Source organism: Actinokineospora auranticolor (assembly GCF_041897805.1).
GTDB lineage: Bacteria > Actinomycetota > Actinomycetes > Mycobacteriales > Pseudonocardiaceae > Actinokineospora > Actinokineospora auranticolor.
On the sequence record NZ_CP154825.1, the window covers coordinates 6693175 to 6717035 of the forward strand.

General features: G+C 71.9%; 17 protein-coding genes. 7 read left to right on the forward strand and 10 right to left on the reverse strand.

The annotated features are described in order from the left end of the window. Positions 1 to 71: 71 nt before the first annotated feature. From V5P93_RS29185 to V5P93_RS29195, 3 genes are all read right to left on the reverse strand, one after another. Positions 72 to 1964: a hypothetical protein gene (locus V5P93_RS29185; RefSeq protein WP_104481185.1), complete on the reverse strand. Its 1893-nt coding sequence runs from the start codon at positions 1962 to 1964 to the stop codon at positions 72 to 74. 535 nt (positions 1965 to 2499) lie between these two features. After that, positions 2500 to 3312: an NYN domain-containing protein gene (locus tag V5P93_RS29190; RefSeq protein WP_245931514.1), complete on the reverse strand. Its 813-nt coding sequence runs from the start codon at positions 3310 to 3312 to the stop codon at positions 2500 to 2502. 26 nt (positions 3313 to 3338) lie between these two features. Continuing rightward, positions 3339 to 6092 (reverse strand): BTAD domain-containing putative transcriptional regulator, encoded by a 2754-nt coding sequence (locus tag V5P93_RS29195; protein ID WP_104481183.1) that lies wholly within the window; start codon positions 6090 to 6092, stop codon positions 3339 to 3341. A gap of 388 nt (positions 6093 to 6480) precedes the next feature. Here V5P93_RS29195 and V5P93_RS29200 point away from each other — a divergent pair, with 388 nt between their 5' ends. Then, positions 6481 to 7692: a vanadium-dependent haloperoxidase gene (locus tag V5P93_RS29200; RefSeq protein WP_181043689.1), complete on the forward strand. Its 1212-nt coding sequence runs from the start codon at positions 6481 to 6483 to the stop codon at positions 7690 to 7692. Between the two features lie 56 nt (positions 7693 to 7748). Here V5P93_RS29200 and V5P93_RS29205 read toward each other — a convergent pair whose 3' ends face one another. Then, positions 7749 to 9065 carry a lipase gene (locus tag V5P93_RS29205; RefSeq protein ID WP_181043688.1) on the reverse strand — a complete coding sequence of 439 codons (1317 nt, stop codon included), beginning with the start codon at positions 9063 to 9065 and terminating at the stop codon, positions 7749 to 7751. A 286-nt stretch (positions 9066 to 9351) separates the two neighbouring features. Here V5P93_RS29205 and V5P93_RS29210 point away from each other — a divergent pair, with 286 nt between their 5' ends. Together V5P93_RS29210 and V5P93_RS29215 are read left to right on the forward strand one after the other, a co-directional pair. Beyond that, complete coding sequence (locus V5P93_RS29210; protein ID WP_104481248.1) at positions 9352 to 10830, forward strand: benzaldehyde dehydrogenase; 1479 nt, start codon at positions 9352 to 9354, stop codon at positions 10828 to 10830. A 219-nt stretch (positions 10831 to 11049) separates the two neighbouring features. Next, positions 11050 to 11877 (forward strand): SDR family oxidoreductase, encoded by an 828-nt coding sequence (locus V5P93_RS29215; RefSeq protein WP_104481182.1) that lies wholly within the window; start codon positions 11050 to 11052, stop codon positions 11875 to 11877. 26 nt (positions 11878 to 11903) lie between these two features. Here V5P93_RS29215 and V5P93_RS29220 read toward each other — a convergent pair whose 3' ends face one another. Further along, complete coding sequence (locus tag V5P93_RS29220; RefSeq protein WP_104481181.1) at positions 11904 to 12677, reverse strand: sulfite exporter TauE/SafE family protein; 774 nt, start codon at positions 12675 to 12677, stop codon at positions 11904 to 11906. Continuing rightward, positions 12674 to 14047, reverse strand: a complete 1374-nt coding sequence (locus V5P93_RS29225; RefSeq protein ID WP_104481247.1) for a rhodanese-like domain-containing protein — start codon at positions 14045 to 14047, stop codon at positions 12674 to 12676. Before V5P93_RS29225 ends, V5P93_RS29220 begins: the two co-directional genes overlap by 4 nt. A gap of 94 nt (positions 14048 to 14141) precedes the next feature. Here V5P93_RS29225 and V5P93_RS29230 point away from each other — a divergent pair, with 94 nt between their 5' ends. From V5P93_RS29230 to V5P93_RS29240, 3 genes are all read left to right on the forward strand, one after another. Next, positions 14142 to 14855 carry a GntR family transcriptional regulator gene (locus tag V5P93_RS29230; protein WP_104481180.1) on the forward strand — a complete coding sequence of 238 codons (714 nt, stop codon included), beginning with the start codon at positions 14142 to 14144 and terminating at the stop codon, positions 14853 to 14855. Positions 14856 to 15203: 348 nt separating this feature from the next. After that, the gene (locus V5P93_RS29235) at positions 15204 to 19568 is read left to right on the forward strand and encodes a molybdopterin cofactor-binding domain-containing protein (protein ID WP_104481179.1); all 4365 of its coding nucleotides are present in this window, start codon (positions 15204 to 15206) and stop codon (positions 19566 to 19568) included. A 246-nt stretch (positions 19569 to 19814) separates the two neighbouring features. After that, positions 19815 to 20330, forward strand: coding sequence for an RNA polymerase sigma factor (locus V5P93_RS29240; RefSeq protein WP_181043687.1), 516 nt, complete (start codon positions 19815 to 19817; stop codon positions 20328 to 20330). Between the two features lie 10 nt (positions 20331 to 20340). Here the strand turns inward: V5P93_RS29240 and V5P93_RS29245 are convergent, their stop codons facing one another. Together V5P93_RS29245 and V5P93_RS29250 are read right to left on the reverse strand one after the other, a co-directional pair. Further along, positions 20341 to 20496 carry a hypothetical protein gene (locus V5P93_RS29245; RefSeq protein ID WP_181043686.1) on the reverse strand — a complete coding sequence of 52 codons (156 nt, stop codon included), beginning with the start codon at positions 20494 to 20496 and terminating at the stop codon, positions 20341 to 20343. Positions 20497 to 20648: 152 nt separating this feature from the next. Next, entirely contained in the window at positions 20649 to 21497 is an 849-nt protein-coding gene (locus V5P93_RS29250) for an NAD(P)-dependent oxidoreductase (RefSeq protein ID WP_104481177.1), read from the reverse strand. 58 nt (positions 21498 to 21555) lie between these two features. Between V5P93_RS29250 and V5P93_RS29255 the strand changes: the two genes are divergently transcribed. Then, complete coding sequence (locus V5P93_RS29255) at positions 21556 to 21921, forward strand: MerR family transcriptional regulator (RefSeq protein ID WP_104481176.1); 366 nt, start codon at positions 21556 to 21558, stop codon at positions 21919 to 21921. Positions 21922 to 22029: 108 nt separating this feature from the next. Here V5P93_RS29255 and V5P93_RS29260 read toward each other — a convergent pair whose 3' ends face one another. Together V5P93_RS29260 and V5P93_RS29265 are read right to left on the reverse strand one after the other, a co-directional pair. Beyond that, positions 22030 to 22713, reverse strand: a complete 684-nt coding sequence (locus V5P93_RS29260; protein ID WP_104481175.1) for an HAD family phosphatase — start codon at positions 22711 to 22713, stop codon at positions 22030 to 22032. Beyond that, positions 22710 to 23738, reverse strand: a complete 1029-nt coding sequence (locus tag V5P93_RS29265) for an ROK family protein (RefSeq protein WP_181043685.1) — start codon at positions 23736 to 23738, stop codon at positions 22710 to 22712. Before V5P93_RS29265 ends, V5P93_RS29260 begins: the two co-directional genes overlap by 4 nt. Positions 23739 to 23861 lie beyond the last annotated feature (123 nt).

Consider the following 23861-nt stretch of genomic DNA (forward strand, 5'->3'; position numbering starts at 1 on the left):
CCGGGGCAGCCATCAATTCGCGGGGAATGCGCGTAGTTGACGAAGCCCCGCCTGGGCGGGCTGGTGGGGATCTACTTGTAGAACAGGGATTCCCCCGCTTCGGTCAGATCCGCGAAAACACCGTTGTTCTGCGTGTAGTCCCTACTTTCGTTGTGCGCCCAGTCGGTGATCGGCGCACTGTCAACCCGCAAATGGCGGTACTCGGTACCCGACCACCCGAACTGGTAGACGCGGTGGCGGTCGGCGTAGAAAGGCTCATAGGGACCGTTCTCCGTCAACTGCTTTGCCATGGCGTTGTCGAAGAACACGTTCCGCGGCCCGGTGGCACAGGACCACTTGACGGCCTTCTCCCCCGCGCCCCACCAGATCGGGTACCAGGTCGAGTCGTCGGGACCGCCGCCGCCCTCCTCGCCGCAGTTGCTCGCGCAGTTGGCGGATCGGTGGGAGTAGGGGACGCGGACGGTGTTGCGCTCGAAGAGGTTGTGGCGTTCCCAGCCGCCGTGCAGGTTGATGTCGAAGGCGAAGGAGTTGCCGGTGACGACGTTGCCCGAGGCAGACCACTGGAAGGTGAAGTGGCGCAGGCCGGTGGCGGTGTTGTTCTCGTAGAGGGAGTCCCAGACGCGGGAGCCGCGCAGGTAGCCGTTGCCGCCCTTGCCCTTGTTCCACGAGCCGGTGAACTCGTTGTCGGCGATGGTGAGGTTCTTGGCTTCCTCGGTCACGATGGGGTGCGACCCGGTCATGGTCGCGTGGACGCCGCGGACCCAGGAGTCGGCGGCCCACTTGAAGACGATGCCGTGCATCTCGGCGGCGGGGGCCAGGTTGCCGTAGTTGGCGCGGGCCGCGTCGGGGTCGAGGCCGGTCTCCTGGGTGAGGGAGAAGGACTCGAAGCCGACGCCGACGACCGGGTCGACGATCGGGGACGCCTTGGATTGGTAGGCGTCACCGTCGATCGCGGGTGATCCGTCCGAAGTGGAGTCGACGGGGACGTCGAACTCCAGGGGTTTGTCGAGGGTGATGGTCTTGTCGGCGGCCACGGTGACACGGAACACCTGCTGCCGCATGTGCTGGTTGACCGCCTTGTCGACGGGCGCGTTTTGCTGCTCGTAGAACTTCGCGGTGTTAGCGGCGCGGATGTTGACGAGGGTGCCTGTGGTGAAGGTGTTCTTCTTGGCGAGGTGGATGACGGTGTCACCGGTGCGGGCGCTGAAGCCTTGGTCGCCGGGTTTCGCGGCCAGCGGGACCCCGGCTTTCCAGTGCACGTTGACGGTGCCCTCGAAGAGGTCCTTGCGGTTGGCGGGGGCGGATTCGTAGTCCTTGCGGTAGGCGGGGTGCACCGCGCGGGACTGGACGCGGAAGAGGCCGCGCCCGGGCCAGAGCCAGCCGCCTTTGCCCTGTTTGTAGGACATCCCGTCCTCGTCCCAGTCGCCGCCGTCCGGGGTGAGGGAGTCGTAGAGGGTGTCTCGGTCGGGGCGGAAGGTGACGCGGGTGTCGGGGCCGGTGCCGCGGATGAGGAGGTAGTCGGCGTCGACGGCGAGCTGCCTGGTGACGAGGAGGGTGCCGCGGGGGAGGTCGATGAGGCTGAGGTGGTCGTGGTCGGCCGAGGGCGAACAACGGTCACGGAGGGTATCGATGGCCTGTTGGAGGCCGGCGGTGTCGTCCTGGGAGTCGTCGGGGCGGGCGCCGAGGGCGGCGAGTTCGTCGGGGGTGACGCGGCAGGCGTCGTCGGGGGTGAGCTGGGCGTCGGTGGGGAGGGGTGCGCCGCCTCGGTAGCCCGCGTGGCTCCAGTCGTAGAGGCCGGGGATCGGCTCCCGCCGGTTCGCGGCCCGGGGTTGGGGCGCGCCTACCACCTGGGCCGCCTCGGAGTCGGCCTTGGCCTGGGGTTTGTCGTCGTCCTCGGCCTGGAAGAACACCACCCCGGCCACCGCGACAACTACGACCCCGACCAGCCACCCGCGCTTCGCCATGCCGCCCCCGTCCGTCTCCTCCACAGACGGGACCGATCACGATCCGGTTCCCGGCGGGCGCGCGGGTATGCCTCCGGCCCCCGGAATCCATTCTACCGGCGGACACCGACAATTCGCGACGAAGACGATCATGCCTGTGGACAACCCGGCGAGGCGGTGGGCAGGCAGCGGCGGACGGGAATGAGACGGCCGAGGTACGCCTCGGGCGCCATATTCACTCCAGTAGCGGGCACCGACGATGTGGGGAGAAGGCAATCGTGCTTGTGGACAAGCTCGTGCGAGGCGACGGGCAGGCGACGTATGCCTCCGGCCTCCGATACCCATTCTAGTGGCGGGCACCGACAGTTCGGCGAGAAGACGATCATGCCTGTGGATAGGCCGGGTGGCGGTTCGGCCGTGCGCGAACGGAACGCGGATCCACCATCCGACCGGGTGAGAAGTCGGCGGGGTTGTCCACAGGTCCGACAGTCGAGGCACCGAAACTGTCGGTGCTCGGCACTAGAATGGATATCGAGGGCCGGAGGCGCGCGCCCGGTCAGTCCACAGGGGACGGACCGCGGCCGTTGGGTGGGAGCAGGGAGAGGGTGATGTCGCTGCCCGACGTGCCCGACGTGGTGATCCGGTGGTCGAAGCGGGCCAGGAAGTCCCGGAAGCTGCGGCACCCGTAGTTCCGCTCGTCGAACGCCGGGTCCAGAGTGATCATCTTCCCCTTCACCCAGCTGGCCGTCGGCGTGGCCACCGTCGCCTGGGCCATCGCCGTGACCAACAGGGTCTCGGCGTCGTCGATGTCGAAGTGCGCGGCCGGACCGCCCGCGTCCGGTTCCACTTGGGCTACCAGGGTTCCCCAGTACTTGTACTCCGAGCAGACCGACACCAACCGGGGGCTGGCGTTGGCTTCCGTGCCCACACCGACCACTCGTTTGCCGAACTCGCGTAATCGCTGGACCAGGGGGGTGTAGTCGCCGTCGCCCGCGACCAGGACGAAGACGCTCACCTCCGGGTGGGTGATCAGGGTTTCCATGGCGTCCACGGCCATCCGGATGTCGGCGGCGTTCTTGCGGGCCGTGCCGAAGCGGACCACCTGGATGAGGTCCACACCATTCATGGCCAGGTCCTGTTGGTAGCGGCCGAACTGGGTGTTGGCCCAGTCCGCGTACGCGCGGCGGATGACCGCGTTGCCGTAGTCGCGGCACAGGCAGGTGATCGCGGCGTACGGCACCGGGTTGCGGCCGGGCAGTCCCGCGCCCGCGCCGCAGACCAGGTTTTCGAAGTCGACGTACACCCCGACCGAAACGTCGTCGCTCAGCTCGAGCCTGCCGGGCTTCATGGGTTGGTTATCGGCGGGCACCCGGTGCGCCTTGAGAGGCACGGGTTTCAGCCCGCGAGTTTTCCCGCCACCCCGGTCGCCTCGCGCAGCCGGTGCTGGCCGCGGTAGAGGTTGAGCGCCGCCTGCCACGCGGAGCGGGCCTGCTCGGCCGCGCCCGTGGCCGCGTGCACGTCGCCGAGGTTGACCAGGGTGTTCGCCGCCTCGTAGGCGTTCGCGTTGGCGCGGAACAGTCCCAGCGCGCGGTTGTAGTGGGTGATGGCCTCGCCGTGCCGTCCCGCGTTGTGCGCGATGTAGCCGAGACTGTCCAGAGTGCCCGCGACGCCGTCGTGGTAGCCGGCGGCCTCGGCGAGGGACAGCGCGCGTTCGCAGTGCCCCCGGGCGGTGTCGTAGTCGCCGAGCAGCGCCAGGCACCAGCCGACGGAGTTCAACGCCGTCGCGTGCCACACGGGGTTGTCGAGGTCCTGGTAGATGACCAGCGCCTGCTGCGAGTGCGCCAGCGCCCGTTCGAGGTCCCCGCGCTGCTCCCACGCGATGCCCAGCGCGCGGTGCGCGTGCGCGCGTTCGGCCGCGTCCGCGGCGCCGTCGGCCAGTTCCAGCGCCAACTGCAGGTGTGTCACGCCCTCGACGATCTCCCCGCCGCGCGCGCACGCGTCGCCGAGCCGCCGGTGCGCGGTCGCCCGGACGGTGGTCCCACCGAGCCGCTCCGCCGCCGCCAGGCCCGCGCGCCACGACGCGATGTGGTCGGGGACGTGGCCGCGCAGGAAGTGGAACGGGGTCAGCGCCCACGCGATGTGCCACACCGCGGTGTCCCACCCGTGCAGCGCGGCCAGCCGCTGGGTGGCGAGCAGGTTGGCGTGCTCGGCGTCGAACCAGGCCATGGCCTCGGCGCGGTCGGTCAGCTCGTGCGGCGCGCACCCCGCGGGCAGGTCCCCCGGGGTCATCGGCGGCCGGTACGGGTTGAGCAGCTGGTCGCCCAGGTGCGCGGTGTGGGTGTAGAAGTCGACGAGCCTGCGCGACTTCTCGACCTGGTCGGTGCCCGCGCGTTCGGCCGCGTAGAGGCGGATGAGGTCGTGCATGCGGTACCGCCCGGGCCGGTGCTCCTGCACCAGGTGCGCCCGCCGCAGTTCCCGCAGCACCGAGCGCGCGGAGGTCACGCGCAGCAGGTTGGCGGCAGCGGGCAGGCTGATGTCCGGGCCGGGCGCGGGCCCCAGCAACCGGAACGCTTCCGCGGCAGCAGCGGACAACGCGCCGTAAGAGGCCGCAAAAACACCACGTAGGCTCGCGTGCAGTTCACCACCGTCGAGGGCATCCAAGCGCGTGGGGCTGTCGCGCAGCTCTTCGACGAGTTCGGACAACGGGTAGTCCGGCGTACTCGCGACTTGCACGGTGGCGATGGTCAACGCGAGCGGTAGACCGCCGCAGTGGTCGAGCAGCTCCCCCGCCGCCGCGCCCTCCTCGGCGAGCCTGTCCTCCCCCAGCCTGCGCACGAGCAGTTCCCGGGCCTCGTCCGCGGTCAGCACGTCCAGGTGCAGCAGGTGCGCGCCGTGGGCGGCGGTGAGGCCGGTGAGCTGGTGCCTGCTGGTGACCAGCACCGCGCACTCGGCGCTCCCCGGCAACAGGGGCAGCACCTGCGCGGTATCTCGCGCGTTGTCGAGCACGACGAGCATCCGCCGACCGGCCACCAGGCTGCGGTAGAGCCCGGAGCGCGCGTCCACGTCCGCGGGCACCGCGTCCGGCGCGACGCCGAGCGCGTCGAGGAACCCGCGCAGCGCGGACGACGGCGACACCGGGTCGCTGGTCGGGTCGAAGCCGCGCAGGTCGGCGTAGAGCTGGCCGTCCGGGAAGCGGTCGAGGTTGTGGTGCGCCCAGTGCAGCGCCAGCCAGGTCTTGCCGATGCCGCCGATACCGCCGATCGCGGCGACCAGCACGGTGCCGCCGGGCTCGCGGGGCGCGCTCAGCAGCTCGTCGAGCCGGGTCGTCGCCGCGGCGCGGCCGACGAACGGGGCGGGCGGGCCGGGCAGCTGCCGCGGCACCGTCGCGGCCCGCTCGGGCCTGCACGGCACCGGGTCGCCCGCGAGCACCCGCCGGTGCGCGTCGCGCAACTCGGCGCCCGGGTCGGCGCCGAGGTCGTCGGCGAGGCGGTGGCGCACGTGCTGGTAGTGCGCCAGCGCCTCGGCCTGCCTGCCGCAGCGGTACAGGGCGAGCACGCACTGCGCGGCGGCGCGCTCGTCGAGCGGGTGCGCGCGGGCCAGCGCGGTGATCGCGGGCAGCAGCGCGTGGTGGTCGCCGAGCCGCAGCCCCAGGTCGTTGCGGTCGAGTTCGACGCCGAGCCGCTCGCGCTCCAGCGCCAACCGCTGCTCGTCCACCCACGGCAGGTCCAGACCGGAGAACGGCTCGCCGCGCCACAGGCCCAGGGCCTCCTCCAGCAGCCGCAGGGCCTCCTCGTCCGGCGCCGAGCGGGCCGTCGCGACCAGTTCGCGGAACCGGAAGAGGTCGACCGCGCTCTTGTCGACGGACAGCACGTACCCCGACGACCGGCGGGCGATCTCGACATCCGCACTGGACAGCGCGCGCCGCAGGCGATAGAGATACCCGTACAGCGTGTCACGTGCCTGTCGCGGCGGGTGATCCGCCCAGACCCGGTCCACCAGCCGGTCGACCGGGACAGGCAGGTTCGGTTCCACGAGCAACGCGGCCAACACGCTGCGCTGCCGTGAGTGACCGAGGTTGGCCGTCTCGCCGCCGATCCGCGCCTCGAGGTCACCGAGCACGCGGAACTCCACCTCGTTGTGGTCCCCCATGGGTCAACCATCCCAGAACGGCCCCAGATTCGCCCCAGACCCGCCACGAAGACTCGATCTCGCAATCGGGTTTCGTTTAGCGGCAAGGAAGGTCTGTCATGTCGAAGTCACTGGGGTGGCGAGCGGGCAACGCGCTGTCATTGGACGACCGCGAGTGGTGATGGGGAGTCACCACGTCCCGCGCGCACGAGGGGTATGAGACCCACGCGGACACCGGGCAGTGCTCTGACGTCGGACCATCCGACGCGGGCACTGCCCTTCTGCTTGTCCGGCCGTAGCAGAACGGGGTCACGCGAACGTGTCACCCCACAGTGTGGGCGACGTGGACGGGCGCGGCGCGGACGTGGTTGATATCCGGGTGACCGACCGCGCCGACACCGGAGCCGCTATGCGAAACCGCGTCACGATCGCCACCAGTGCCAAGGCCGGACTGGCCGTCGCCGTCCTCACCGCCACCCTGACCACGCCCGCCGCGGCCACCACCCGGGTCGACACCGCCCTGGAGTGGTACGACGTCACCGCCCGCACGATCGCGGCCGCGCAGGCGCCGACCCAGATCACCAACAACCGCACCTGGGCCATCGCCTGGTTGGCCGCCACGCGCGCGGTGCGCCACGGCGACGGCCGCGACTACGCCGACGCGGCGCTGGCCACCGCCGTGCACGACTCCCTCGCCGAGTTGGCGCCGACCCGCGCCGCCGACCTCGACGCCGCCCTGCGGACCACCCTGGCCCGGATCCCCGACGGCCGGGACAAGCGGAGCGGCGCGGCCGAGGGCGGCAGGCAGGCCGACCGGGCGCTGCGCGAGCGCGCCGGGGACGGCCTCGACCCGGCGTCGGTGAACGCGCCGTTCCCGGTGCCCGCCCCGGCGCCCGGGGTGTGGCAGCCGACGCCCCCGGCGTACGCGGCGCCGATCCAGGCGGGGAACCGGGCCGCGCGGCCGTTCCTGCTGCGCCGGGCCGACCAGTTCCGCCCCGCGCCGCCGCCCGCCCTGGACTCGGCGCGCTACCGGGCGGACCTGGCGGAGGTACGGGCCGTCGGGTCGGTGACCAGCACGGTCCGCACGCGGGCGCAGACCGATGTCGCGGCGTTCTGGTACCAGGGCTCGCAGCCCGCGTTCGTGACCCCGGTGCGGGCCGCCTTGGCCGCCAAGCGGGGGTCGGTGGCTGAGCGGACCGGTCTGGTCGCCGCGTTCAACGTGATCGCCGTCGACACGCAGATCGCCACGTCGGACGCCAAGTACGCGTATGTCCTGTGGCGGCCGGTGACCGCGCTGCGGGCGCAGGGCAAGCCGGAGTGGACGCCGCTGCACGTCACCCCGGCGCACCCGGACTACCCGAGCGGGCACGCCACCTACGCGGGTTTCGCCGAGGAGACGCTGACCTCGCTGGTGGGCCCGCGTACGTCGTTCGACCTGACAAGCCCTACCGCGCCGGGTCTTACGTTCCACTACACCTCTTGGCGCGCGGTCACCCAGGACAACGTCAACGCGCGCGTGTGGTCGGGTATCCACACCCGGATCGCGGACGAAGTGGGTGTACAGGTAGGCCAGTCCGTGGCCCGGTACGCGCTATCGAGGTTCGAACGCCTTGCTCGCTGACCGGATAGGCGAAGACCTGCCCCCGTGCTGGGGGCGGGTCTTCTGCTGTCCGATCGTCACTGGAGGAATGTGACGTCCGGGTGGCGGGGAGGCTTGTTGCCGAACAGGTGGCGGTCGCGCCCCTTGAGGTGCAGGTCGAAGAACGCCGAGTAGTAGTCGGTCTGCGCCGCCCACGACCGGGCGGGGTCGATGGTGCCGACCAGTTCCTGGACCTTGCCGGGAGGCATGGCCTTCGCCAACTGCGGGACGACGAACTGCAGGTCGGTGACGCCGTAGTGGGTCGCGTGGTTGAGGTGCAGGTCGCGCGTCCACCCGCGCTGGTTGGCCCAGAACTTCGCCCAGCTCACGTCGAAGCCCTGCGGGCGGTGCGAGTGCTCGTCCCAGGTGCCGTCCGGGTTCGCGAAGTCCGCGCCCACCAGCAGGAACGGCCGGTCCAGCCCGTGCGCGGCCACCTGGCTGGGCCGTTCCTCGGTGCCCATGGAGCCGTCGAGGTTGATGCCCGCGTCGATGCGCCGGTCGTGGAACATGGCCTCACCGGCGGTGTAGCCGCCGTAGGAGTGGCCGTACATACCGACGCGCGACAGGTCCAGCGCGCCCGCCAGCCCGCGCGGCAGCGACTTGCCGTCCACGTCGGGGTTCTGGCCCCGGGTGAGCCGGGCGAGCTCGTCGAGCACGAACCGGGTGTCGGCGACCCGGGCGTCGATAGCGGTCTGCATGGTCGCGGGCTCGTAGTCGGGGACCACACCGAGTTCGGTCCGGCCACCGGGGAACTCCACGGCGAACGACTCGAAGGTGTGCGACAGGGAGACGACCACGTACCCGTGGCTGGCGAGGTCGTCGACCATGGCCGCGCCGAGCTCGCGCGGCGAGCCGAAGCCCGGCGAGAACAGCACCACCGGCCACCGCCCATCGGCGCGGGTGTCGGCCTTGGCCGCGCGGCGGACCCCGGTCCAGTCGACCGCGCCCGGCTGGACGCCGAACAGCTCCGGGCCCGCGGCCTGGTCGATCACCGCCGCCAGTCCCGGCGTGACCCAGTTCGCCCGCTGCCCCCCACCACCGGACGGGTAGCTGATGGTGACCATCAGCTCCCGCTTGCGGTCCGGCTTCCACGGGTCGACCCGGTCCTGGTCGACCAGGTGCAGGTCGGTGGTCCCGACGCGGGACCGGCCGGTCGGCTCCGGTACCCGGACCCGGACCGGGTTCGCGCCGGGCTTGGCGGCCTTGGTCGCGTCGACGCGCAGGTCGCCGAGACCGACCTCGACACCGGGCGCCCGCCCGGCGGGAGCCGCGGCCGCGGGTGTCGCGGTGGCCAGCGCGGATAAGACCGCGAGGCCCGCGACCACCCCGGTAGCCCGGATGTGCTTTGTGGACACTGCTTCCCCTTCCCCTCGTGCCGGACCGGTCTTCCCGGCCCGGCACGGCCATCGTGGCAACGCCGTGCTCGCGGCCGCGTCGTCCTCGTGGTGGACGGTCAGGTAGCTCCCCGGGAGGAGTCCGACCTCCGCCCCGTAGGGGACGACCGGGCGCGTACCCTCGCGTCACCTGCTCCACCGGGACCGGTTTTCGCAGCTCACGCCTTGTGCGCGGGGGTGAGCCGAGTTGTCCGGGTGACCCTGGTGCAGCAGGCTCGTGGTGCGCTCGCGGTGGATGGAGGAAGGCATGTCGACGCTCGATGGCACAGCACTGCTCGATGACGGCGCCTGGCAGGGCAAGGTCTGGACCGGGTCGTGGACCGACGGGAGCGGTGGCACCTACACCGCCGTCGAACCCGCCACCGGTCAACCGCTCGGCGAGGTCGGCCGGGCGACGCCGGAGGACGTGCGCGCGGCGACCGAACGCGCGGTGGTCGCGCAGCGGGCCTGGGCGGCCGCGCCGTACGAGACCCGCGCGGGCGTGCTGCGGCGCGCGGGCGACCTGCTGGTCAAGAACGGCGAAGAGATCAAGGACTGGCTGTCGCGCGAATCCGGCGCCATCCGCCCGTTCGGCGACTTCCAGGTCAACACCAGCGCCCAGGAGTGCTACGAGGCGTCCGCGCTGCCGTCGCACCCCTACGGCGAATTGCTGCGCACGGGCGCGCCCCGGCTGTCGTTCGCCCGCAGGCTCCCCGCGGGCGTAGTGGGCGTGATCGCTCCCTTCAACGTCCCGACCATCCTCGCCATCCGCGCCATCGCCCCCGCGCTGGCCCTGGGCAACGCGGTGATCCTCAAGCCGGACCCGCGCACCGCGATCTGCGGTGGCGCGGTCTTCGCCCGCGTCTTCGCCGAGGCGGGCCTGCCGGAGGGGCTGCTCCAGGTGCTGCCCGGCGGTGCCGACGTGGGCGAGGCACTGGTCGTCGAGCCCGCGGTGCGGGTCATCGCGTTCACCGGGTCGACCCGCGCGGGCCGGGCCGTCGGCGCGCTGGCCGGTCAGCACCTCAAGCGCGCGCACCTGGAGCTGGGCGGCAACTCGGCGCTGGTCGTGCTGCCCGATGTGGACGTCACCGGCGCGGCCTCGGTGGGCGCGTGGGGCACCTTCACGCACTCCGGCCAGATCTGCATGGCCACCAGCAGGCACCTGGTGCACGAGTCGATCGTCGAGGAGTACACCGCGACGCTGGCGGCGAAGGTCGCGGACCTGCCCGTCGGCGACCCGTACCGCGACCAGGTGGCGCTCGGCCCGCTGATCGACGCGGGCCAGCGCGACCGGGTCCACGGGCTGGTCACCGCGAGCGTCGACGGCGGCGCCACGGTCCGCGCGGGCGGGTCGTACGAGGGCCTGTACTACCGGCCGACGGTGTTGGGGAACGTGCCCGCGGACACCCCGGCGTACCGGGACGAGATCTTCGGGCCGGTCGCCCCGGTGACCGCGTTCTCGTCGCTGGACGAGGTCGCCGCGCTGGCCGGGGACACCGAGTACGGCCTGTCGCTGGGCATCCTCACCCGCGACGTCAACGCGGGCCTGGCGCTGGCCGAGCGCATCCCGACCGGCCTGGTCCACATCAACGACCAGACGGTCAACGACGAGGCCACGGCCCCCTTCGGCGGTCTGGGCTCCTCCGGCACCGGTTCCCGGCACGGTGGCGCGCAGGCGAACATCGAGGCGTTCACCGAGACCCAGTGGGTCACCCTCCGCGGTGACCTCCCCGTGTACCCGTTCTGATCCTCCCGGCGGTCGGCCCACCCGGGCCGACCGCCGTTTTCCGGTCACCCGCACCCATTTCGGGCGCCACGGAAAAGTGCGCCACTCCCCAACGGTTCTTTTCAGCCTTCCGCGCCCCGGCCTTGCGATTCGCCTGTGCAAATACCCATGTGCGGCGGCTCTTCACCTGTGGCTAGCGTCGAAAGCGCACTGATCTTCCAGGGGAGAGGACCTCAAATCATGCGCGTGCTGGTTACCGGAGCCACCGGTTCCGTGGGCAAGCATGTTGTAGACAACCTGGTGAAGGCGGGCGTCACCGTCCGCGCGGTCACCAGGAATCCCGACAACGCCACCTTCCCCGACGGCGTCGAGGTCGTCGCGGGCGACCTCGAACAGCCCGACAGCCTGACCGACGCGCTCACCGACGTGCAGCGCGTCTACGTGTTCCCCGGCGGCGACACCAAGCGGTTCGCCGAACTCGCCCGCCAGGCCGGGGTCGAGCGCATCGTGACGCTCTCCTCCGCCTCCGCCGCTTACCCGGACGACTGGGGCGGCCGCCACCACCGCGACGTCGAGATCGCGGTGGAGGAGTCCGGCGTGCCGTGGACGCACGTCCGTCCCGGCATGTTCATCGGCAACCTCTTCGAGTGGGTCGAGGGCATCCGCGCCGAGGGCGTCGCCCGGGCACCCTACGGCGCGCTGCGGCTCGCCCCGGTGCACGAGGGCGACATCGGCGCCGTCGCGGCCAAGGTGCTGGTGGAGGACGGCCACGAGGGCCGGATCTACCAGCTGACCGGGCCGGAGACGCTGTCCCGCGCCGAGATGGCCGGGGCCGTGGCCGCGGGCATCGGCCGCCCCGTGCGGTTCGAGGAGCTGACCCCGGACCAGTGGCGGGAGCGGGTCTCGGCCTTCATCCCCGCCCCGGCCGTCGACTGGCTGCTGCAGCTCGCCGCGGACAACCTCGACAACCCGGAGCCGGTCCTGTCGACCGTGCCCGACCTCCTCGGTCGCCCCGCGCGCGGCGTGACCGAATGGGCCACCGAGAACGCGGACGCCTTCCGCGCCTGACCGGTACTTGCCTGGTGTTCGCCTGGTCAGGTGATCGCGTCGGCGAACATACCCAGCGCGACCAACGCGAGCACCGCGCCGAATGCGCGTCGCAGCGTCTCCGGGGATACCGACGCCGATAGGCGCTTACCGTCCCAGGCGGCAAGAACGGCGGCTCCGGCGAACGGGCCCACTACGGCCCAGTCGAGCGAAATGGGCACCGCGGCGAGGCGGGTGCCGAGGGCGACGAACGAGTTCACGACGATGACGAACAGACTCGTCCCGATCGCCACGCGCATCCGCATCGACAGCGCGGCGACCAAGGTCGGCACGGCCAGGAACCCACCGCCTACGCCCAAGAGGCCGGTGACCGCGCCGAGTCCGGACCCCGCGCCCAACACGCGGACAGTCCGTACCCGGGTTCGGACCGCAACCGATCCGGGCCGTGCTTCCTCTGGCACCTGAGGAGGTTTGAGCATCACTACGGCGCCCAGCGCCGCAACGAGCGCGAAGGCGCCGTTCAACAACGCGGTCGGTAGGTACGCCGACAACGCGGCTGTGCCACCGGCCACCGGTACGCCCGCCGCGGCAACCAACAACCCGGTACGCCAACAGACGTTCCCGGCGTGGGCGTGCCTACCGAGCGCGGTGACCGAGGTCAGCGTCACGATCATCAGGCTGGCGGTCGCCGCTGTCGTCGGCGGAACACCCAGCAGGTAGACGAGCGCGGGGACGGCGAGGACACCGCCGCCACCGCCCAACGCGCCCATGGCCAGCCCGACGACCCCACCTGCCGCGAGGGCGGTGACCACGGCGCTCACGCGGCCTCCACCGGTAAGCCCGCGGCGGCCCACGCGGCGAACCCGCCAACGAGGTCGGCGACGTCGGCGAATCCGCGCGCCCGCAACAGCGAGGCCGCGACCGACGACCGGTAGCCGCCCGCGCAGTAGACGACCGTCGGCACCTCGGGATCGAGTTCTCCCAGGTAGGAGACCAGGGTGGGGAGCGGCATCCGCCGCGCGCCGGGGATGACGCCCAGCCGGGTCTCGCTCGCGGCGCGGACATCGACGACCTGCCGCGCCCGCGGCGCGCGGTGGAGGTCGGCGGGCATCAGCCGGGTGGCGGTGACCTCGGGGCGCGGCGCGACGGTGCCGACCACGTGGTCGAATCCGATGCGCGCCAGCCGGTTGCGCGCCTCGGCGGCCGAATCCGGTCGGCAGACGAGCGCGATCCGGTCGTCGGGCTTGAGCACCGCTCCCACGATCTCGGCGTAGCGACCGCCCAGACCGACGTTGATCGAGCCGGGGAGGTGGCCCGCGGCGAAGTCTTCCGGATCGCGTGTGTCGAGCAGGACTACACCGTCGGCTCGCGCACGGTCGAGGTCGCGCACCTCCGGGACGGGGTCGTCTTCACGCAGGGTCGGTCGGGACTCGCGGTTGCGCGTAGAGGCGTAGGCGAAGTATCGGGGCGCAGTGGGCTGTCCTTCGCACACGACGCGGACGAACTCGTCTTCGGTCATCGGCGCCAAGGCGTAGTTGGTGGCGCGCTGCTCGCCGATGGTGCCCGTAGTGGCAGTCGACAGGTTCTTGCCGCACGACGAGCCCGCGCCGTGGGCGGGGAAGACGCGGGTGGCGTCCGGTAGGTCCAAGAGGGACCTTGTCGACCGGTAGAGGGCCCGCCCCAGTTCGTCGGCGGTCCAGCCGTTGGCACCCAACAGATCCGGTCGGCCCACGTCTCCAAGGAACAGCGTGTCGCCGGTCAGCACTCCGTAGGGAGCCCCGTTGGCCTGTTCGCGCACCACTACGCAGATCGACTCGGGTGTGTGCCCCGGGGTGTGCAGGATCTCCAGGTCCACCGAGCCGAGGGACAGCCGCTGCCCATGGGCCAGCCGTTCGATGGGGAAGTCGACCTCGGCGGCGGACCCGTAGCCGATCCGCGCCCCGGTCGCCTCGGCCAGCTCCAGGTGGCCGGACAGGAAGTCGGCGTGCACGTGCGTCTCGATGACCCATTCGACGCGCAACCCGTGTTCCCGCGCGTCGGCGAGGTAGACCGCGACGTCGCGGCGTGGGTCGACGACCGCCGCGCGTCCGGTGGTCCGGTCGCCGATCAGGTAGGACGCCTGCGAGAGGCAATCGAGGTAGTACTGGGCGAGGAAGAGCTCGCCGGGGCCACCTGCGCCGTCGGGGTTCACCGCCACCTCCTGTCCAAATGTCCGGACAAATGACGGTAGGTATCACCCGATCGCGGCTCAAGCTTCCGGCACAAAAGGTAGGTACTTTTAGCGGGTGACCATCCCGGACCGCACCCGAGACCTACCGCTGTGGCGCCAGGTACAGGAGGACCTCGTACGCAGGCTGCGCACCGGTGAGTTCACCGAGCGCTTCCCCAGCGAGGTGGACCTGGTGGCGGAGTACGGGGTGAGCAGGACCACCGTGCGGCAGGCGTTGCGCAAGCTGCGGGACGAGGGCGCGGTGAGCGCGGAACGCGGACGACGGCCTCGCGTCAACCGGTCGCAAGAGGTCGAACAGCCCCTGGGTGTCCTCTATAGCCTGCACGCCTCGGTACGCACTACCGGACTCACGCAACACAGCATCGTGCAGAAGCTCCACGTGCACGCGGACGGCGTCATCGCCGACCACCTGGGCCTGGACGGGTCCACCCCGTTGGTCCACCTGGAACGGCTGCGGCTGGCCGGTGACGAGCCGCTCGCCATCGACCGCGTGTGGCTGCCCGCCGAACACGCGCGCTGCCTGCTGACCGCGGACCTGACGGCGACCGGCGTGTACACCGTGCTCGAGGAGGCGGGGATTCGCCTCGACCGCGGCCAGGAGAGCATCCGCGCCGTCCCCCTCACCGCGGCCGAACAGGACGCGTTGGGTTGTCCGGTAGCCCTATCGATTCACCGACTCAGCCACGCACAGGGCATACCCATGGAATGGCGGCACACCTTGGCCCGCGGCGATCGGTTTACCCTAACCGCCACCATTGGCGCGCTCTAGCAACCGTTGAACGCATTAGCGCTACCGGTCATCGAGGGCACCTAGGGCGCCCGAAGTGGACTCTTGGCCATGGTCTACGCTTCGGTGGCAGGCAAAGCGGAGTGCGTCCACAGTAGATCTTGATGTTCCCCGATCGACGTAATCGCGATGTTCACTACACCGCGCGGCGGCCCAGCGAAATCCGCCGGTCAGGCCTGCGCGACGCCGATCGACTTCGACGTCGATCTCCCTCCGGCGGTCCTCCGAACGGGCACTCGATCCCGATATCCGTGACCTTCGGTGTCATTCCAGTGGGCGGTGGCGATAAAGGCGAGTGCGTTTCGCCGGAGATCAACCTACTTTGGATTCGTGACCGACAGCGTGTCCTTCTTCCTCAACGGCGAACCGGTGACCATCACCGACCCGCCGCCCGAGCTGCTGCTCATCGACTACCTCCGGGAACCGGGCGTGGCGCTGACCGGCGCGAAGAAGGCCTGCGGCCAGGGTGGGTGCGGGTCCTGCGCGGTCGTGCTGTCCAGTTGGGACGCGGTGGCCCGGCGGGCCGTGCACCGCGCGGTCAACGCCTGCCTGCGCCCGGTGTGCGCGCTGGACGGGATGGCGGTCACCACCATCGAGGGCACGGGCCAGGCCCGGCGACCCGCCGCCCGGCACGCGGCGCCCCAGGAGAACCCGGACGCCGGAGAGTTCCCGGCGGAGGAAGCGGGCATGAACCCCGTCGCCCACCGGCTCGCGGTGAACCACGGCACCCGGTGCGGGTACTGCGCCCCCGGTGTCGTGATGACCGTGTGCGCGGTGCTGGCGGCCAAACCGGAGGCGACCAAGCGCGAGATCGAGGACGCGCTGGACGGCAACCTCTGCCGCTGCGCGGGCTACCGCTCGATCCTCGCGGGCGCGCGGAGCTTCGCGGCGGACTGGACCGGGGTGGACGAACAGGACCGCCTGGACCGCGTGGGCGAGGACGGTGTGGCCGAGGTGCCGCCGGGGCCGCTGCCGGACTTCGGGCTGCCCACAAGCGCGCGCCGCGCGCCGGACCCGGTCGAGATCGTCGGCGACGGCCGGGTCTGGCTGCGCCCCACGACCCTGGCCGATCTCGGCGCGGCCCTGCGCGCGCACCGGGACCGCCGGGTGCGGCTGGTCAACGGCAACACCTCGTACGGGCTGTACCCGGCCGAGGTGGACGCCGCCGAGGTGCTGGTCGACATCCAGGTCGTCCCCGAGCTCGCGGGCACCAGGGTGGGCCGGGACTGGATCGACGTCGGCGCGTCGACCACCTACAGCGAGCTGATCGAGGTGCTGGGCGACCTGGGGTCCGCGGAGGACACCGCGGTCGGCGCGCTGCGGTTGATGGCCCGGCGCACCGCGGGGGCCGTCGTGCGCAACGCGGCGACCGTCGCGGGCAACACCATGCTCGTGTTCGAGCACATCGAGCGCGGCGAGCCGGTCACCTCGGAGCTGATGACCGCCATGGTGGCGGTGGGCGCGGAGATCACGGTGTGGCAGCCGCTGCTCGGCGAGGAACCCGCCCGGCTGCCGCTGTCGGACCTGCTCGACCGCGTGGTCGACGACCCGGTGCTGTTGACCGGCCTGGTGATCCGCGAGCTGCACCTGCCGTTGCTGCCGCCGGAGTTGCGGGTCTTCGCGCAGAAGGTGGCGGTGCGCGACGTCGACGCGCGCGCGGTGGTCACCGCCACCACGGTGGTGAAGATGGACGGGCCGGTCGTGGAGGACGTGGCCGTGGTCATCGGCGGTATCGCGCCGTTCCCGTGGCGCGCGGTGCGCACCGAGGACGCGCTGCGCGGGGTGAGCCTGCGGGTGGACGCATTCGCCGAACTGGGCGCGGTTCTGCGCGCGGAGGTGATCGACGAACTGGACCGGTGGCGGCTGCGGAAGCTCGGTGTGCCCTGGGACGGGGTCACCGACGACCAGCGCGCGGATCTGGCGGTGTCGTTGCTGTACAAGGCGGTTGTCAACGCCCTGCTCGGCTCCGCGCCGGAGACGGTGCCACCGGCGGTGCGCTCGGCGGGGACCGGCACGTGGGGTCGCTGGCCGCTCAGCGGCGGCACGCGGAGCCACGAGGCCGAGCCGTGGCAGGCGCCGGTGCCCCAGGCCCACGTCACGCTGCTGGCCTTCCAGCAGGCGACCGGCCGCGTGCGGTACACCGGCGACCGGTCGCCCGCGGCGGTGGTCGAGGCGGCGTTCGTGCCGAGCGGGCGCGCGTTGGCCGACTTCCACTTCGTCTTCCCCGGCGGCGAGGCGCCGATCGGGCCCGCGGCGCTGGCGGACCACCTGGCGGCGCGGTGGCCGGGGTTCGTCGACCTGATCACGCACGAGGACATCCCCCCGCACGGGCACAACCGGCAGGGCCTCGGCTCCGACCAGCCGCTGTTCGCCGTCGACCGGGTGAGCTACCCGGGCCAGGCCATCGCGCTGGTGCTGGCGACCACCGCGCGGGAGGTCGACGCGATCGCCCGCCACGTCGCCGAGACCTGCGTGGCCTACCACGACGTGGCGTGGGCGCCGCCCTACGACGAGCCGGTGCTCACGCTGGACCGCGCGCTGGAGATCGGCAGCGTGTTCCCGGACCACCCCGAGTCGGCGAACACCGCCGCGCACCTCTGGCGGGTCACCCGGCCGGGCAGCGACCTGGGGTGGGTGGCGGAGAAGTACCCGCTGGACAAGGCCATCAGCCGGACCGTGGAGACGGTGGACGGCGTGTCGTGCGTGGTGGTCGGGGGCACGCAGACCGCGGGCGGGCAGGCGCACTTCCCCCTGGAGCCGCAGTCGTGCGTCGTGGAACCGGTGGACGGCGACCGCCTGCGAGTGGTGGCGTCGACGCAGAGCCCGATGGAGGCGCACCAGAGCGCCGCGCTGGCGCTGGGGGTGGAGCACCACCGCGTCGAGGTGGAGGTGCCGCCGGTCGGCGGCGGCTTCGGCGGCAAGACCGAGCAGACCAGGTTCGTGGTGGGTCCGGCGGTGGTGGCGGCGAACGCGGTGGGGCGACCGGTGCGGCTGGTCCTGCCGCGCGAGCAGGACACCGCGATGATCGGCAAGCGGCACGGGTTCTACGGTCAGTACCAGGTCGCCATCGACCCGTTGTCGGGGCGGGTCCTCGGGCTGGACACCAGGCTGTGGGGCGACGGCGGGGCGTTCTACGACTGCTCCTTCACCGTCGCGAACCGGGTGCAGCTGCGCGCGGACAACGCCTACCTGGTGCCGAACTTCCGCAGCCAGGTCGACGTCTGCCGCACCAACAAGGCACCGAGCACCGCGTTCGACGGCTCGGGCGACCTGCCGAGCAAGATCGTCCTGGAGAGCGCGGTCGACGATGCCGCGTTCGCCGTGGACATGGACCCCACCGAGGTGCGGGAGACCAACCTCTACCGCCCCGGCGACGTCACGCCGTTCGGGCAGGACCTGGCGCACTGCCACCTGCGCGAGGTGTGGGCGTTCCTGCGGGAGAAGTGCGACTACGGCAGGCAGAAGCTGGCCGTCGAGGCGTTCAACCGGTCCAACCGGTGGCGCAAGCGCGGGATCGCGATGATGCCGGTGCGGTACGGGATCGGGCACGACACGGCGGGGCCGGAGCAGGCGGTGGCGCACCTCGCGGTGTACTCCGGCGACGGCAGCGTGGTGATCCGGCAGAGCGGTGTGGAGCTGGGGCAGGGGCTGCGCACGCGGGTCGAGCAGGTGGTGTCGTACCTGCTGAACGTGCCGTTCGACCTGCTCCGCGTCGAGGGGCCGCACACGGGGTTCATGCCGAACCCGGCGGGCGACGCGGGCGGTGTGGCGGCCGTGCGGCGGGCGTGCGAGCAGCTGCGGTGGCGGCTCACCGAGTTCGGCAACCGCGTGCTCCGCGACCACGGGCCCGAGTGGTGCGCCGAGCAGGGCATCGACTTCTGGGACCACCCGGAGAAGGGCTGGGCCACGCCACTACCCGGGCCCGGGGCGCCCCGGCTGATCTGGCAGAACCTGGTCCGCCTCGCGTACGAGCACGGGGAGGACCTCACGGTCTCGTTCACCACCCGGGGCCACGGCGCGGAGACAACGACGCCCGCCGTCGAGTTCAAGCCCGTCGAGGGGCAGCGTGACATCCCCGGCATCGCGGTCGACCGCTCCGCGCCGGTGGGCGGCCCGGTCGAGCGGTTCCGCGACTTCACCTACTCCGCCGCGTGTTCGGTGGTGGAGGTGGACATCCTGACCGGCGAGGCGAAGGTGCTCCGCGCCGACATCGCCTACGACGTCGGGTGCAGCCTCAACCCGGCGCTGGACGCCGGGCTGGCCGAGGGGGCGTTCGTCCAGGGCATCGGGTACGTGCTGAGCGAGGAGCTGGTGTTCGAGCCGGACGGGCCGGGGGCGGGCGGGCTCACCACGACCAACACGTGGGGCTACAAGCCCCCCGCCGTCACGTCCGTGCCGCTGCGGCTGAACACGCACCTGTACCCGAGGGCGCGGGCCGCGTCGGCGTCCGGGGAACCGCCCGAGGTCCTGTCGGCCAAGGAGGTCGGCGAACCCGCGTCGGCCCTCGCGACCACGGTCTTCCTGGCGGTGAAGGCCGCTGTCCGCGCCTCGCGCGTCGAACGCGGACTGGACGGTCTGTTCCGGCTGGACGCGCCCGCCACCGCGCGGGAGGTGCGGCGGGCGTGCGCGGTGGACCTGACCGCGGTCGAGCGGACACCGGTCCGCCCGGGTGGGGAGTCCTTCCTGGACAATTGATCGACCGCGCGGTCGACTCGCCACAAGGGCGACTGTCGGGCCGGGCGCGATAGCGGGTTGGCATACCACGGAACGCGAACCGGGTTGTCCCTTGTGGATGGACAAGCGGACCGCCGTTCGCTGACCGGCCGGGATCGCCGCGGCCGATGTCGTATGAGTGCGTTCGCCCCTAATCCGATGGACTTTCCGCGATTACCGTCGGATACCGGATCACCACCGACATCAATGCCGACCTGGGGGGCGGGCATGTCCGGTAACGGGTTCCACGCTGGGGTGGACGAGTTCGACGCGGCGTTCTTGACCGTGATGGAGCGCCTGCGCCGCCGAATGGCGCTGGTGCTGGACAACCGGCACATGGCCGAGGACGTCGTGCAGGACGTGTACGTGCGGTTGAAGAGCACGCGGCGCGGTCGCCGTTCGTTCACCGCACATCCGAGTCCGTACGCGCACGCCCTGGCCATCGCGGTCCGCGTGGCGCGGGCGCGGTGGGTCGAGGTGGGGCCGGTGGTGCCGCTGCGCGACCTGCCCACGGCGGACCGGCGCCGGGAGTCCGTCGAGGCGTGGCAGGAGGTGACGCGGCTGCTGGGTTCCCTGACGGCCAGGGAGGCGGCCGTGGTGCTGCTGGTGGACGTCGACGGTCGCTCCCTGCGGGAGGCGGCGTCGCTGCTGGGCGTGCACAAGGCGACCGCGCAGCACAACCGCAGGCGGGCGCTGGACAAGCTGCGGGTCGGGCTCCGGTCGGCCCTGGGGCACCCGTGCTAGTCCACAGAGGTCAGGAAGTCCGCGGCGACGACAGGCACTGGCCCGCGGTGTGCGTGCCGGGCAACCTGCCGCAGCGGCAGGCGCAGAGGTCGTTGTACTCGGCGTCGTCTATCGGGCGGGTGTGACGGGCCTCGGTGGGACGGGCGGGCGTGCGCGTGGCGGACATGGCGGGCTCCGGTGGGCAGCTGGATCAACCATCGTGCAGGTGACGTACCACCAACGGGGGTATTCCTATCCCGCGATCCGGTGAAAGCCCGCCCGCCGTCCACACGGCGTCGACCCGTCGACGGGCTTCGCTTGCCGCCCAACGGAAACCGGTCAGAGCACGTCGACCACCGCGCTGAACCCCGCGTCCCCGCGACCGGACTCCACCGCGCGGGCCGCGACGGCCTCGGCAGCCGTGAGCACCCCGGCGTCCAGGCCCTTGGCGCGCGTCGCGTGCAGCACGTGGCGGATGCCCGCCAGCGCCGATCGGGTGGTCGAGTCGTCGCCCGGGTGGGTGCCGGTGTCGACGTGCTCGGCGTACTCGGTGACGACACCGGCCAGCAGCCCCGCGATCCCCCGGGCGAACGGCGCCAACTCGCGCCCGGCGACGCCTTCGGCGCGGGCCAGGGCGAAGGCGTGCACGACACCGCTCATCGACGTCCAGAACAGGTCGAGCAGGGCGACGTCGAAGGCGGCGGCGCGCCCGGGGTCGGTGCCGAGGTGGGTGCCGACCCCGCCGAGCGCGGACAACGTGTCCTGGTGCGCCCGGTACCGCTCCTCGGGGCCGCTGTAGATCACCACGGCGTCGGGCCCGCCGACGGTGGCCGCCGGGCTCAAGATCGAGCCGTCGAGGTAGTCGATGCCGTGCTGGGCGGCCCAGTCCGCCATCGCGCGGGCGTTGTCCGGCGAGTCGGCGGTGAGGTTGACCAGCGTCCGCCCCTTGAGCTCGGCCGCGACCGGCCGCAGCACCTCCCGCACCGCCGCGTAGTCGATCACGCACACGACGACGAGCCCGCTCGCGCGCACCGCGTCGGCCGCCGTCCCGGCGACCACCGCCCCCACCAGGTCGTCGCCCTTGCCCGGCGTCCGGTTCCACACCGTGGTGGTGTGGCCCGCCGCGAGGAAGGCGCGGGCGATGGCCCGCCCCATCGGTCCCAAACCGAGCACTGTCGTCGTTGTCACGCGGCTAAGCTAGGGCTTCACGTTGACGTGAGGGTCAATGCGCGGTGAGGGAGGCCACATGCGCATCGGGGAACTGGCGCGCCGCAGCGGCGTGAGCGAACGCGCCCTGCGCTACTACGAGGAACAGGGCCTCTTAAGCCCCAACCGCACCCCATCGGGCTACCGCGACTTCGAAGAGTCCCATGTGGACACCGTGCGCCGGATCCGGTCGCTGCTGGCGGCGGGCCTGTCCACGGCGATCATCGCCGAGCTGCTGCCCTGCATGGTCGACACCGGCGAGGGCCTGGCCCCCGGCTGCCCGGAGCTGCTCCCCCACCTGGAACGCGAGCGCGACCGCATCACCGCGTCGATCGACGAGCTGACCACCGCGCGGACCTTGCTGACCAAGGTGATCACCACGACCCCGCCGGTGGGCGCCTGCTGAGGAGTTCCGAACGCGGCGTGCCGAACCACGGCAACCGCGGGCGCGGTTGCCGTCGGCCCCCCGGTATCCATGCTACCGGCGCGCACCGACGGTTTCGGTCGAAGATGATCAAGCCTGTGGACAACCCGGGGACAGGGTCAGGCCGAAGTCGTGGGACTCCAGGTGGGTTCCGGCGCTGTCCGTGCGCACGGTCAGGTGCGTGAAGTCGGTGATGGTGGCCAGTGCGCCCGCTTCGAGCAGGGCCGGGTCATCGCCGATCCCGACGCAGCGCGCGCCTGCGGCGCGGGCGGCTTGGACGCCGCTGTGGGAGTCCTCGAAGACCAGGACGTCCTCGGGGCGGACGCCCAGGTTCGCGCAGGCCCGCTCGTAGGGCTCCGGGTGCGGCTTGGCGTTGCGGACGTCCTCGCGCGTGATGACCGTGGCGAAGCGGATGTCGAGCGCCCGCGTGGCGGCTCGGGTCTTGCCCGCCGCGCTGCCCGTGACCAGGCCGGTCGTGACCCGCGCGGCCGCCAGCGCGCGGAGGAGCGCGTGCACCCCGGGGATCAGGTCGTACGTCGCGGACTGCTCGAGTTCGTCCGCCTCCGCCCAGATCTCGGCGTGCGCGGTGGGGTGGTCCGGGAACAGCGCGGCGACGGTGTGGCTGCCGACGCGGCCGTGGACGTGCTCGTCGATGTCCCGCCTGCTCAGGTCGCGGCCGGTGCGACGGGCGAGCACGCGGGCCCACACCGACTCGATGACCGTGCGGGAATCGATCACCACGCCGTCCATGTCGAACAGCACCGCTGTGATCACGGGGACACCTCCGGGAAGTCGGCCGGGTCGTCGAGGAAGGGGTCGAAACCGAGTTCGGCGGCGCCGACCAGGACCGGGTCGGTCACCTGGCCCGCGACGATCTCCGTGTGGTCGGTGCGGGCCACGACCGAACGCGCCACGTGGGCATCGACGCGGTCGCCCGCCACCCGGTGGATCTCGCCGAGCACCCCCGCGAGGACGACCCGGGCCGGGACCACCACGTTCACCAGGCTGCTCAGCGCCCACCCGAGCCGGTCCGCTGCGGCGGCGACAACGTCGTAGTGCTCGAAAGCCTCCGACAACGTCGTAGTGCCGGTCTCGCGTAGGAGAGCCCTACCGTCGACGTACATCTCGAAACAGCCGCGTTGACCGCATGGGCACAGCAGCCCCTCTTGCTCTATCGAGAGGTGTCCGACCTCCAGCACGTGCCTGGCCAGTCCGCCGCCCATGAGCGCACCGCCGACACCGGTGTGTTCGCACGCCAACACCAGCACGGTCCCCGGTCGGCGACCGGCCCCTCGCCGGTGCTCCGCCAACGCGGTCAGTCCCGAGTCGGACTCCACCCGCACGGGCCACCGCAGGCGCGTACCCAGCACGTCTTCCGCGCGGACCCCGTCCCACCCGAAGTGCACCGCGTTGCGCACCACCCCGGACCTGGTCATTCCGGCCAACGCGACCACGACGCCCACGCACCACCGACCGGACCGCGCGACCGCCGCGGCGACGTCGGCCGCGACCCGCGCCAGGGTCTCGTCGGGCGAACTCACGTCCACCGGGCAGCTCTCGCGCTCCGCCACGGCCACCCCGAGTCCCACTACGGCAACGTCGACCCGGTCAGGCCGAAGGTGCGCGACGGCGACCACCGGACCGTCGTCCGCCAACCCCAGCAGCGGCGACGGTCTCCCCCGCCCCACCGGCGCGGAGGCGGCCGTGCGGAGGATCCCGGCGTCGGTCAGCCACGCGGCGGCGTCACCCACGGCGGTGCGGGTGAGTCCCAACCGCGTGGTCGCGGCTGCGCGGCTCATCTCCCCCTCTTCGTGCAGCAGTCGCAAGAGGCGGGACACGGCTGTGGGGCGAGCGGGTCTTTCCATAAGCGGTTTCCTCACCTACGGTGGCGTCAGGGATTTTATCCACTCGTGGGACAAAAA

What these genes read in the sequence shown, in the direction of transcription:
- V5P93_RS29185 (WP_104481185.1), bottom strand. Translation starts at nt 1,964, where the DNA reads ATGGCGAAGCGCGGGTGGCTGGTCGGGGTCGTAGTTGTCGCGGTGGCC.
- V5P93_RS29195 (WP_104481183.1), bottom strand. Translation starts at nt 6,092, where the DNA reads ATGGGGGACCACAACGAGGTGGAGTTCCGCGTGCTCGGTGACCTCGAG.
- V5P93_RS29200 (WP_181043689.1), top strand. Translation starts at nt 6,481, where the DNA reads ATGCGAAACCGCGTCACGATCGCCACCAGTGCCAAGGCCGGACTGGCC.
- V5P93_RS29210 (WP_104481248.1), top strand. Translation starts at nt 9,352, where the DNA reads ATGTCGACGCTCGATGGCACAGCACTGCTCGATGACGGCGCCTGGCAG.
- V5P93_RS29215 (WP_104481182.1), top strand. Translation starts at nt 11,050, where the DNA reads ATGCGCGTGCTGGTTACCGGAGCCACCGGTTCCGTGGGCAAGCATGTT.
- V5P93_RS29240 (WP_181043687.1), top strand. Translation starts at nt 19,815, where the DNA reads ATGTCCGGTAACGGGTTCCACGCTGGGGTGGACGAGTTCGACGCGGCG.
- V5P93_RS29245 (WP_181043686.1), bottom strand. Translation starts at nt 20,496, where the DNA reads ATGTCCGCCACGCGCACGCCCGCCCGTCCCACCGAGGCCCGTCACACC.
- V5P93_RS29255 (WP_104481176.1), top strand. Translation starts at nt 21,556, where the DNA reads ATGCGCATCGGGGAACTGGCGCGCCGCAGCGGCGTGAGCGAACGCGCC.
- V5P93_RS29265 (WP_181043685.1), bottom strand. Translation starts at nt 23,738, where the DNA reads ATGAGCCGCGCAGCCGCGACCACGCGGTTGGGACTCACCCGCACCGCC.